9 protein-coding genes are annotated in these 11907 nt (G+C 47.7%); 8 read left to right on the top strand and 1 reads right to left on the bottom strand.

Annotation, left to right across the window (positions count from 1 at the left end):
- Positions 1 to 162: 162 nt before the first annotated feature.
- The gene (locus AB4Z29_RS07985; protein WP_441942538.1) at positions 163 to 585 is read left to right on the top strand and encodes a GNAT family N-acetyltransferase; all 423 of its coding nucleotides are present in this window, start codon (positions 163 to 165) and stop codon (positions 583 to 585) included.
- A gap of 44 nt (positions 586 to 629) precedes the next feature.
- On the opposite strand, the gene AB4Z29_RS07980 is transcribed toward AB4Z29_RS07985, so the two are convergent.
- Positions 630 to 1430, bottom strand: coding sequence for an AraC family transcriptional regulator (locus tag AB4Z29_RS07980; RefSeq protein ID WP_441942537.1), 801 nt, complete (start codon positions 1428 to 1430; stop codon positions 630 to 632).
- Between the two features lie 180 nt (positions 1431 to 1610).
- Here AB4Z29_RS07980 and AB4Z29_RS07975 point away from each other — a divergent pair, with 180 nt between their 5' ends.
- From AB4Z29_RS07975 to AB4Z29_RS07945, 7 genes are all read left to right on the top strand, one after another.
- Entirely contained in the window at positions 1611 to 2615 is a 1005-nt protein-coding gene (locus AB4Z29_RS07975; protein ID WP_441942536.1) for an aldo/keto reductase, read from the top strand.
- Between the two features lie 225 nt (positions 2616 to 2840).
- Entirely contained in the window at positions 2841 to 4280 is a 1440-nt protein-coding gene (locus AB4Z29_RS07970; RefSeq protein WP_441942535.1) for an SWIM zinc finger family protein, read from the top strand.
- Between the two features lie 21 nt (positions 4281 to 4301).
- The gene (locus tag AB4Z29_RS07965; protein ID WP_441942534.1) at positions 4302 to 6110 is read left to right on the top strand and encodes a hypothetical protein; all 1809 of its coding nucleotides are present in this window, start codon (positions 4302 to 4304) and stop codon (positions 6108 to 6110) included.
- Complete coding sequence (locus AB4Z29_RS07960) at positions 6086 to 7177, top strand: ATP-binding protein (RefSeq protein ID WP_441942533.1); 1092 nt, start codon at positions 6086 to 6088, stop codon at positions 7175 to 7177. The genes AB4Z29_RS07965 and AB4Z29_RS07960 overlap by 25 nt, the downstream gene beginning before the upstream one ends.
- Positions 7174 to 9498, top strand: coding sequence for a DUF5682 family protein (locus tag AB4Z29_RS07955; protein WP_441942532.1), 2325 nt, complete (start codon positions 7174 to 7176; stop codon positions 9496 to 9498). The genes AB4Z29_RS07960 and AB4Z29_RS07955 overlap by 4 nt, the downstream gene beginning before the upstream one ends.
- Position 9499: 1 nt before the next feature.
- Complete coding sequence (locus tag AB4Z29_RS07950; protein ID WP_441942531.1) at positions 9500 to 10717, top strand: VWA domain-containing protein; 1218 nt, start codon at positions 9500 to 9502, stop codon at positions 10715 to 10717.
- 108 nt (positions 10718 to 10825) lie between these two features.
- Entirely contained in the window at positions 10826 to 11902 is a 1077-nt protein-coding gene (locus tag AB4Z29_RS07945; protein WP_441942530.1) for a D-alanine--D-alanine ligase family protein, read from the top strand.
- Positions 11903 to 11907 lie beyond the last annotated feature (5 nt).

The raw sequence follows: 11907 nt of genomic DNA, 5'->3' as shown, positions 1-11907 counted from the left end.
TAAAAACGCTCCGATATTGGTCTATAATTCCACGGGATAGTGTTTTTTTAAGCTGATCATTTTGACTGTATTTTTGCTTAATAACCATTATGCTTTATAATAAGAGGTATAGTCTGCTCATAGGCAGAGATAAAGAGTTTTGATTGGGAAGGAAAGAGACGCATGGAAACCAAACGCATTACGAATGAAGAACAACTAGAAGAAGCCTTTCGCATTCGCAAAACCGTATTTGTAAAGGAGCAGGGGGTAGCTGAGGAAGTAGAGCTTGACGAATTCGAAGATGCTGCTGAGCATGTGCTTGTTTATTTCGAGAATGAACCGGTTGGAACAGGTCGTGTAAGAATCGTTGACGGCTATGCAAAGCTGGAGCGGATTTGTGTACTAGCCAGCCATCGGATGCATAAGCTGGGCAAAGCGATCATGGATGAGCTAGAAGCGATCGCTCGCGACAAGGGTGTTAAACAAGCTAAGCTGCATGGACAGGTACAAGCAGCTCCATTTTATGAAAAACAAGGGTATGAAGTGGCTTCAACCGTGTTTATGGAAGAGAACATCCCTCATGTTAAGATGGTTAAAGATTTATAGCATTAAATAAAAAAAAGCCTGTGCATACAGGCTTTTTTCTTTGTTTAAATGAGCTTCCGGCGATAAAGGGAAGGTGACTCGCCCTTCACTTTTTTGAACATTTTCGAGAATAGCAGCGGATCCGCGTAACCTACGGAATGAGAGATATCGGAGACTGTCAGCTGTTGATTACGCATTAAATCACATGCCTTATCCATTCGGTATTGCAATAGATACATTTGCGGTGAAAGCTGTTCTACCTCCTTGAACAAAGAGGAGAAATAGATACGGTCAATACCGATTCGTTTGGCTAGCTCGGTGATGCTTATTTTGGTGTAGTAATTAGCTTTTATGAATTCGACGGCTTTGCGTACATATTCATCCTTCTGTCTCGGGATGTAACCTATTTGATGCGGGGCCGTTAACATATCAATCCACTCCGGGAAAAGCCGGAACAACAGGCTATGCAGAATAAGCTCACTATTTTTCTCTAGCGCCTCTGCGTTGGATAATAGATCGAGCCAAGGGTCGAACCAAGATGCAGGAGAGTATGTGAAAGAAGGCTTCTCTTTGCTGAGATGCACCTGCTCAAGCAGGCTGTCCACGCATGTCCCTTGAAAGGCGATCCAAGAATAGACCCATGGGTCATGCTCATCCGCTTTCATATGGCAGATGACATTCGGGAAAACCATGAAGCCTTGACCCTTTTTCAGATGGTACGTCATGCCATTAATGAGATAGCTGCCTTTGCCTTCATGAATGAATAAAATTTTATAATGGTCCTTTACACCGGGTCCCCAGCTGTAATTAGGCTCACAAAATTGTTTTCCGTGATAATAGTAGGTCAAGTCGATTGGTTCGCACATGCTGCTCAGCTCCTATAACTCGTTTTAGTACAACTTACATTATGACATATAAATCTTGCTTACGGACATTCCTTCTTCAACTATTTATTACTATACTGTGTAAGCAAGCATATTAGTGAACAAACATCATTGCATGTCGTTCACATGAATAAATACCATTTGAATAGGGGAATAAATGAGATGCCATACGCTGCGAGTCAATCACGTTATACCGATATGCAATACAAACGTGCCGGGAATAGCGGAATTAAGCTGCCGGCCATATCACTTGGACTTTGGCAAAACTTTGGAGGCAACCAGCCGCTTGAAAATTCAAGGGCGATGATATTGAAAGCATTTGATCTCGGCATTAACCATTTCGACCTTGCGAACAATTACGGACCGCCTGCAGGTTCCGCAGAAGAAACCTTTGGCGCTGTGTACAAAAAGGACCTTATTCCATACCGTGACGAGCTGCTCATCTCAACTAAGGCAGGATATTACATGTGGGAGGGGCCTTACGGCGAATGGGGTTCCCGTAAAAATCTGCTGTCCAGCTTAGACCGCAGCTTAACGCGAATGGGTCTTGAATACGTAGATATTTTTTATTCTCACCGCCCAGACCCGGAAACTCCGATGGAAGAGACGATGGGAGCGCTCGACCATGCGGTAAGACAAGGAAAAGCGCTATATGTCGGATTATCTAATTACAGCGCAGAGCAAACATTAGAAGCCGTTACCATTCTGAAGAAGCTTGGCACGCCATGCCTCATTCACCAGCCTAATTACTCGATGCTCAATCGCTGGATCGAAGACGGGTTGCAGGATGTGTTAACCGAGCATGGCGTTGGCTCCATCGCATATTGTCCACTTGGAAGAGGTCAATTGACTAATAAATACGTAGATAAAATTGAAGCAGAATCCAAGCTGACAAGCAGCACGATGAAGCCTGAAGCGATTACCGCGCAAAGAGTTCAAAAGTTTCGCAGTCTTGAAGCCTTTGCTGCTGGAAGAGGGCAAACCTTGTCACAGCTCGCCTTGTCATGGGCACTCCGCGAAGGAGGCGTTACCTCTGCTCTTATCGGCGTAAGCCGCGTCAGCCAAATTGAGGAAAATGTGAAGGCACTCGAAGGTGCACCGTTAACGAAGCAAGAAATAACCGAGATCGACGCGATTATGCATCAAATCGGAGATATTCCATGGTAATACAAAGCCCAGGCGCTGCTGCCTGGGCTTTTCTTTAAATTTTAGGAAAACATATCCCCAGGCTATATATTCTCTATATTTCCCTTAATGAAACGCGCCGCGCCGCCAAAGGACGGCAATAGCCGTTTCACCTTGAAAAATGCTTAATATCTTCCTAAAAGCAGGAAATGAAGCATATTTCGTGGAAATATGAATTGAAAAACAACATAGTAGGTGAGGGAAACGATGACTGAATTAACAGCAGCTTATATTGATTCTCTCGCGTTGAACGCGGGAGCCATTAAAAACGGAAATGATCTCGTTCGGAAAAACAGTTTTCAAAAATTGTGCCGCACGGAGGACGGAACGCTGCTTTTTGGGGAATGCAAAGGCAGTGGAAAGGAGCCTTACAGCTGTTCGGCGGATTTCATCAAACCTGAGCTGCCTATTTTCCGGTGCTCTTGTCCGAGCCGCCAGTTCCCATGTAAGCATATTCTAGCATTGATGTACGCTTTTGCAGCCGATAAACCATTTGCCGTAGAGGCGCTGCCCACAGATATTGCTGACAAACGGGAAAAGGCAGACAAGCGCGAAGAAAAAAAGAATGAAACGATAGCTGCCCCGGCAAGCTCGGAGAGCAAGAAGAAAGTCAATAAAAATGCGTTGGCCAAAAAGCTTAACGCTCAATTAGAAGGTGTCGAGCTTGCACACAAGCTGGTTCTGCAAATCGTGCAAACCGGGCTTGCGGCATTGGATAAACGTTCCATTCGTATGTATGAGGATCAAGCAAAGCAGCTCGGCAATCATTATGTGCCGGGGCTTCAAGCAGCAGTACGTGAAATACTCATTCTGGCAGGCTCTGCTGAGTCAATCGAATCTATTTATTCGGAAGCAGCTGAGAAGCTAGCTTCCATACACGGATTAATTAAACGGAGCAGAGACCATTTGACAGCTAGGCTGGGGGACCCTGAAAAACCGATGGATACCATGTCGGTACTGGAGGAGAAGATTGGACATGCTTGGCAGCTCAGCGAGCTGCGTGAGGTTGAACGCGTTCGAAACGACGTAGAGCTCATCCAACTATCATTCCATTCCTATACGGATGAAGCACGGGGAGAATATGTAGATGAGGGCTTCTGGGTACAGCTTCAGGACGGTGAAATCGTCATCACCCGAAACTATCGTCCTTTCCGCGCAGCTAAGCATATGAAGGAAGAGGATAGCTGCTTTCTTGTCGTTCAGACGAGAGAACTCTATGCCTATCCCGGCGATATGAACGTTCGCGTACGTTGGGAAGAAATGTTGATGAGGGAGCCTCATCCTTCCGACCGGGCTGCTGTGCGCTCCTTCGCGGAGCCAAGCTTTGCGGCAGCGATAAAGGCGGTAAAAAATCAGCTCAAAAGTCCATTGGCAGATAAAAACCCTGTGTTGCTTCTTCATGCCGCACAGCTTGCTCAGACGGATAACGGGTATGTTCTGATCGATGGACAAGGTGATCGGCTTCCGCTAGCAACGATTAGCAGGTTAAAGGATGCGACGTTGCAGCTCCTTTCTCTTTTGGATCACGAAAGCTTGATAGATACTGCTGTGCTGGTCATGTTCGAGGATCGTATCGCGGAGGGCAAGCTGGTAGCTCAGCCGTTAGCACTTATTAACGAGAGGGAAACGATCCGATTATTCTATTAATTTATGTTGAGGGAGCAGATTATGAGTATTCCACTTTTGCGAGAACTGCATGAGGATGTACGCAGATTAATGGTTGCAGGCGCAAGTATGGCAATAGACGACAGCCGTCTGAAAAGAATGCTGCCGCAGCTTCAGCTGCTAGGCGAGAAAGCGCCAATCTTCAAACGGGTTGCTGAAGAAGTGAGCAGCACGACCGAAGCACGGCCGGAGCAAGCCGCTGGCAAGCTTTTAGATCTGGCGGTTCTGCTACAAGCGGTGCTGCACACGCAAAGCTCGACTGACGCTCCAGGGGATCTTGTTTCCGTTGGAACTACGCAAAGAAATCAGTCAGGAACATCGATTACGTACCGCAAGCTTAAACCGTTACTGGATGCGTTAACGCAGCGCGGACCTGGACGTCTTGAAATGATCAGGCAGGGAAAGGAAGAGGGCTCTTTCGCCGATTTAAGAACGTATGTTCCAGCTGTCCATGCCTTGCGAGATAGTTATGCAGAAATTGCCGATTATGTTGCGGAGCATGTTATGCCAACCTTAGGAAAAGCAGTGATTTCCATTCTTCATCAAGCATTCAACCGTGATGGAAACAGTGGAGATGCAAGAATTTTGATTGTACAATTCAAGCTCAGCGATAACCCAGAAGCGCTATGGCCATTGCTCTCATCGGTTGCTAAAGAGGCAGCGCTTCCCGTGCGCTTGTCGGCCATTTCGTTGATGGCGGACTCGCCTCATTTCCAGAAGGAGCTGCTTGAGCTTTCTTATTCAAGGAAAAAAGAAATACGTGAAGCATCGCTGAACACATTATCCAACTGGACATCGCCTGAGATCGATGATCGCTTCATGGAAGCTTTAATGGGTAAGGATGCTGAGTTAGTCTTATGGCCCATTCAAGTGAGTCATTCCGTACCGCTGACTGAGAAGCTGCTGGACTATGGTCGTTCCCTCATTGAAAAATCGGTGCTAGATCGGAATGTAATTGGTATACGCGAGAATCTCGCTCGCGTGCTGCATTGCTTAAAACCTAGGGCTGAACAGCCGTCGGTTATCGCATTTTTATTGAAAGCGATGGACAATAATGAGCTAGAGTTCAAAGGGACAGAATCTTTATCTGGCGAAGCCGCTCATTTACTGCTGCACTCTAGCGACGAGAACGCGCTATTATTCTTACACGAGCTGAGAGATAAGAAGGCTTACTTCATTGGTTACTCCCTAAAAGCAGCTCTACATATCTATGATTCAGATCAAATTTATAACATGTATGAAGGATATTTCACTACGAAAAAGGGCAAGTACGTCAGTGATCTTCTTCAGGCAGTCTATCAGTATGCCGCGAATCCGCTTATCCCCATTTCTTTCGATAATCATATAGCCAAGACGTTCACATGGGACGAGCGGTGGGTGGATCGTTTTATAGATTTAAACGAAGAGGAATTGGTATGTCGCATTGTGAAAACGCCGAATGAAAAAGTGATCGCCTATTTACTTGAAAAGGCTAAGGTTTCGCCACAGCTTTTGAAGCCGCGCACGATTCAAATTTTTTATGCTTTATTTAGACTTGGGCATAGAGACACACCGGAATTAGTACTGTCCGCCCTTGAGCTTGCTACGAAGAAATCCTATTATTACTTGGATCGTGATTCACAATTTATCGTAGCCATGCTCCCAAACAGGTATGCTGAACAGGTATCCATGATCGCAGACAAAATCACTTATGAATACGGTAAAAACCAGCTTAAGCAGCTAGCCGAGCATATCGCCTCAAAACCTGCAGAATTCGAGCAGAAACAAGAAGGAGCGGAATTTCTATCATGGATAAAAAGCAAACTATCTTAAGGCAGCCGGCCGAGCTGCTGTACGCACATGAATTAGAAGCGCTAAAAGCACATGACAAAGGAGAGAAACCGGCTGGCTGGCAGCTTTCACCGCGGTCCGTGCTCACTTTCATCATAGGCGGTCAAGCAGGCGATGTTGCCATTACTCCCAAATATATTGGACATACCCGTCTGGTTGAAATCGCAATCGCTACTTTATTAACGGATCGCGCATTGCTGCTGATCGGTGAACCCGGGACGGCAAAGTCTTGGCTATCAGAAAACTTGACTGCTGCTATTCACGGGGATTCCTCCAAAGTCATTCAAGGAACGGCGGGGACAAGCGAGGAGCAGGTTCGGTATTCCTGGAATTACGCGATGTTATTGGCGAATGGACCGACCGAGGAAGCTCTGGTGAAAAGCCCGATCTACCGTGCTATGGAGGCAGGAGGCATTTCAAGGTTTGAAGAAATATCCCGTTGTGCCTCTGAGGTTCAGGATGCGCTTATTTCCATCCTGTCCGAGAAAACGATCTCCGTCCCGGAGCTGGGCAGAGATGTTCCAGCTGAAAGAGGCTTCTCCATCATTGCGACTGCGAACACAAGAGACCGAGGAGTCAACGATATGTCGGCAGCCCTTAAGCGCCGCTTTAACATCGTAGTGCTCCCAGCTCCGTCGGATTTGGAGACAGAGGTCTCGATCGTTCGCAAGCGCGTAAGCGAGATCGCAGCCAATTACCGGCTTGGGGAAGCGGTTCCGGAGGAGGAGGCAATCCGTAAAATCGTGACTATTTTTCGAGAGCTGCGCAGCGGCATGACGCTCGACGGAAAGGAAAAGCTGAAGCAGCCTTCCGGTGCGATATCCACGGCAGAGGCTATATCTTTGTTAATAAACAGCATGGCGCTTGCAAGCAGCTTCGGGGACGGGCTGGTGGCTGAGGAGGATCTTGCTGCAGGACTGCTTGGCGCCGTCGTCAAGGACGAAGCGAAGGATGACTCCGTCTGGAAAGAGTATTTGGAAAACGTGATGAAGAAACGGGGAGCCGAGTGGAGAGGGCTATATCGAGCTTGCCGTGAGCTGAGTTCGTGAGCGTAGGTGCCGCAGCAAAGTGCGGCGTTCACATTTTTGGCATTCGCCATCTATCGCCAGCCGGAGCCGTGCATTTGATTCGATTTTTGAATGAAACGCAGCCGCAGCTCGTCCTAGTCGAGGGTCCGTCAGACGCGACGAGGCTAATCAATCAAATTACGCTAAGCGGTGTGAAACCGCCGATTGCCATACTTGCCTATACCGAGCAGCTTCCGATTCGAACCGTTGTTTTCCCGCTGGCTGAATATTCTCCCGAATATCAAGCTTTTCATTGGGCAGCAGCCCATGGCGTTGAAGCGAGGTTCATCGATTTACCGTCTGATGTATCTGTCAGTCTTTATGCCGGCAGAAGAGCCGCGATACGTGAAGGGAATGAAGAAGGTGCCCGCGAGTACTACAGGCGAACGAATAAACGATATGAGCAGGTAGCGGAGCTTGCGGGGGAGCCAGATTACGAGACCTATTGGGAACGGCATTTCGAGCAAATTACAGGGCACGATACGTACCGGAATGCCATACATGCCTTCTCTCATGAAATGCGCCAGCTCTCGGAATCAGAAGAACGGACGCATACGCCCCTTGAATCGGCTCATAATGAAATCCGTGAAGCTTATATGCGATCTCAAATCGCCGAAGCGATTGCTAGCGGAGTTCCGGCAGACCGCATCGTCGTCGTTACTGGTGCTTATCACGCAGCAGCATTGCAGGCAGATAACGATTTGATGTCGAAGTCGGAAGCAGCTTCATTGCCTTCCATCACAACGAAGCTCACTTTGATGCCTTATTCGTATTATAAGCTTTCTACTCATTCTGGATATGGAGCGGGAAATGCGGCACCGTCATACTTCGAGCTGGCATGGCAATGCGCAAAAGAACATGACCCCAAGAAGCTTCCTACCCTTTACTTATCGTCGATTGCCGGACATATGCGAGATAGCGGCACCTTTCGTTCGGCAGCATCTGTGATTGAAGCCGTTCGCCTAGCTGAATCGCTAGCTTCCTTGCACGGCGGCAGATTGCCAGCGCTTAAGGATCTTCATGACGCTGCAATTACCTGCCTCGGATACGGCGAGCTTTCAAACGTTGCGGATGCGCTTGCAAGAACGGACGTAGGTACAGCCATCGGGGTTTTGCCCGAAGGGATCAGCCAAACACCGATCCAGGATGATTTGAATCGGAATTTGAAAATGCTGAAGCTGGAGAAATATAAAACGACGGTTGCCACTGATCTCGAACTGGATCTGCGGGAAAACCGCAGAGTGAAATCCGAGGATGCGGCATTCCTTGATCTGAGAAGATCTTTTTTTCTGGAAAGACTTCAATTGCTTGCAATAAGCTTTGCCCAAAAACGGGCAGTTAAGCAGGACGGCGCAACCTGGGCTGAGAAATGGGTGCTGCGATGGACGCCTGAAGCTGAAATCGAAGTTGTTGAATCCATCATCAAGGGCGAGACGATAGAGCTGGCCGCAGCTTACTTCATTAAAGAATCACTTTCGCAATGTACGAATACGCTTCAAGCGGCTGAGCTTGTAAAAGCAGCTTGGAACTGCGGGCTTCCATCCTCGATGGAGGATGCGCGCCAGATGCTGCAGGAGCTAGCGGTTGAAGCAGGCGATTATGCGCAGGTTGCCGGGACACTGAGGGAGCTTTCACTGCTGGTGCAATTTGGCGATGTACGCAAAATGGACACCGCCATTTTGGTACCACTGCTTGAGCAGCTGTTTCTGAGAGGAGCGCTGCTGCTCGTTGATTCTGCTGCATGCAGCGACGATGCTGCTGCGGATATGTCGAGTGCGATCATTGATATGCATGCGGTAGCACAGCAGCACTATGACGTTGTGGATGATGTAAGATGGGTTACGCAGCTGGAGGAGCTCGCTTACCGCGATGATCGGAATGCCAAGTTGTCCGGCATTGCCTTCGCTCTGCTTCTTGAGCGAAGCCTTATTGATAATGAACGGTTAGCGAGGGAGGTGTCCCGAAGATTATCGCCAGGCATACCAGCGGATATCGGAGCCGGTTGGTTTGAAGGTTTATCTCTAAGAAACCGATACGTGCTGTTGTCTCGCAGGCAGCTCTGGGAGCAGCTCAATCTTTACACTGCCTCACTGGATGATGAGCAATTCCGTCGATCCTTAGTCTTTCTTAGAAGAGCGCTAGCTTCCTTCGAGCCAAGGGAGAAGAACGCGATCGCCGAATTGCTTGGCGATGTATGGGGATTTGGAAGCCTAGAAGCTGCGGATGTATTGCAGCGCCCGCTTAGCGGCGAGGAGCAACAAAAATTGGACGAGCTCAATGAGTTCGACTTTGGAGACCTATGATATGAGCGATAACGAGCAATTCGAGCAATTAAAGCGGTGGCGGCTTATACTCGGACATGCAGCGAATGATAAGCTGATGGGAATGGGTAATGGCCGGCAGCTGCTTGATGAAGAACAAACGTTGATGGATGAAGCTCTTGCCGCCATTTATGACGATACGACGGATGACATATCCAACAACAACGGGAGAAATTCGGCAAGGTCGGCTGGCCTTGGTTCATCGTCGCCTAAGCTTTCAAAGTGGCTTGGTGATGTCCGCAGCTTCTTTCCTTCTGATATCGTGTCGGTCATTCAAGCCGATGCCATTGATCGAAAGGGATTGACGCAGCTTTTTTTCGAGCCAGAAACATTAAGTCAGGTAAAACCGGACATCAGAATGGTGGCAACTCTGCTATCGTTAAAGGGAAGAATTCCAGAGAAAACGAAGGAAACAGCGAGAATACTTGTCCGTCAGGTCGTCGATGAGATTATAGCACGGCTTGCGCATGAAATCCGCCGTGCAGTCACCGGCGCCCTCAATCGTCGCAAGCATTCACCGCTGCCATCTATAACCGGCTTGGATTGGAAAACGACGATACGGCGCAATCTTAAACATTATGACCCAGATCGGCAGCTGCTCATTCCGGATAAGTTTTATTTTTTCGAACGCGCAAAGCGCAGCAAGGAATGGACCGTAATCCTCGATATTGACCAAAGCGGATCTATGGCTGATTCCGTAATCTATGCTTCGATCATTGGTACTATATTTGCCAGCTTGCCGTCGCTTGATACGCATGTCATTGCTTTCGATACGGAAGTAGCAGATCTAAGCGAGCAGTGCGCAAACGATCCTGTCGATATGCTGTTCGGCATTCAGCTCGGCGGGGGTACGGATATTAATAAGTCTGTTCAGTATTGCGAGCAGTTCATCCATGATCCGAAGAAATCACTCTTCATTTTAATATCTGATCTGTACGAAGGCGGTAACCAATCCGCACTCATTCGGCGAATGGAAAATATGCGTCAATCCGGCGTTAGCGTTATATGCTTGCTTGCTTTGTCTGATGGCGGCGTGCCTTCCTATGATGCAGAGCTTGCAAAGCGGTTTTCCAGCTTAGGTATTCCATGCTTCGGCTGTACACCGGATCGGCTTCCTGAGCTTATTGCTGGAGCGCTTCAAGGACAGGATTTGCTTGCGCTTGCTGGTGCTATTACAGATACGGGTAGAAAAAGCATATAAACAATTTAAGGATTCTTAAGACTTATTTAAACTTTACTTACAAGCCTCTTAAACGTTGAAGGTTATCTTTAGTAATAGATAACGAGTCAACTATAGGAGGTTTTTTTTGTGAGAACAAAACTATATGTCYTATACGGCGGCAAATCCGTCGAGCATGAGGTTTCRYTGAAAACAGCATAYACCGTYATTCAATCCATAGATGAATCCAAATTCGAGGTATTTCCTATTTATATTACACGGGAGGGGATTTGGTCTGTTCCTGAAACGTTGAATCTTGGCAGCCTGCAGCCAACCGATCTAATCGCAAAGCCAAACGCAGCCGAAATTCCAGAATCGATGGGACGAATTCTCATGAATCAATTGTCTTTGCCGGGGCGAAAGGTCGTCATGCCGCTGCTGCACGGCTCGAACGGGGAGGATGGGACCGTACAAGGATTGTTAGAGCTTCTTGGCATTCCTTATGTAGGCAATAACGTACTGTCATCCGCGCTTACAATGGACAAAGCGATTTCCAAGCGGCTGCTCGCTGAAGCTGGCATTCGGCAAACCGATTATCTCGTCTATCGCTATGACCAGTGGCTTGAGGATCGTGAGCAGCTGCTTCAAGAGGTGGAAGAGGATCTAGGATTTCCTTGTTATGTGAAGCCGGCTTCACTTGGTTCAAGCATTGGCATAAGCAGATGCATGGATAAGCAGCAGTTGGCAGCAGGAATAGTGGAGGCTTTCAAATATGACAATAAGCTCGTGCTTGAGAAAGAGATAAAAGGCAGGGAGATTCAAGTAGCAGTAATGGGCAATGAGAAGCCGTTAGCCTCGCTGCCTGGTGAATTTATACATGAACATATGTTTTTTGATTTTGATTCCAAATATTTGGACAAGCAGCTGGTCATGTCGATTCCGGCACAAATCTCAGAAGAATTGACCACGCAAATAAGAAAAATAGCCATCCAAGCCTATCAGCTTCATGGCTGCTGCGGTCTTGCACGTGTAGATTGTTTTCTTGATGACGAAGGTCTTTTATACGTAAACGAAATTAATGCACTGCCCGGATTCACGAATCAAAGCATGTATCCCGTCATGTGGGAGCGAACGGACGGCACGCCTTATTCAGCATTGGTAGAAAGGTTAATCGACTATGCTTTCACGCGTCATGCGGAAAAAGAATCTATTCTTTATACGAGGTGAATCCC

Source organism: Paenibacillus sp. 2TAB23 (assembly GCF_052115165.1).
Taxonomy (GTDB): domain Bacteria; phylum Bacillota; class Bacilli; order Paenibacillales; family Paenibacillaceae; genus Pristimantibacillus.
The sequence above is the reverse complement of the archived record's forward strand: the minus strand, read 5'-3'. Positions and strand labels throughout refer to the sequence as shown.

Excerpts from the sequence above, each read along its gene's own strand:
- AB4Z29_RS07985 (WP_441942538.1), top strand. The coding sequence starts at position 163 with ATGGAAACCAAACGCATTACGAATGAAGAACAACTAGAAGAAGCCTTT.
- AB4Z29_RS07980 (WP_441942537.1), bottom strand. The coding sequence starts at position 1,430 with ATGTGCGAACCAATCGACTTGACCTACTATTATCACGGAAAACAATTT.
- AB4Z29_RS07975 (WP_441942536.1), top strand. The coding sequence starts at position 1,611 with ATGCCATACGCTGCGAGTCAATCACGTTATACCGATATGCAATACAAA.
- AB4Z29_RS07970 (WP_441942535.1), top strand. The coding sequence starts at position 2,841 with ATGACTGAATTAACAGCAGCTTATATTGATTCTCTCGCGTTGAACGCG.
- AB4Z29_RS07965 (WP_441942534.1), top strand. The coding sequence starts at position 4,302 with ATGAGTATTCCACTTTTGCGAGAACTGCATGAGGATGTACGCAGATTA.
- AB4Z29_RS07960 (WP_441942533.1), top strand. The coding sequence starts at position 6,086 with ATGGATAAAAAGCAAACTATCTTAAGGCAGCCGGCCGAGCTGCTGTAC.
- AB4Z29_RS07950 (WP_441942531.1), top strand. The coding sequence starts at position 9,500 with ATGAGCGATAACGAGCAATTCGAGCAATTAAAGCGGTGGCGGCTTATA.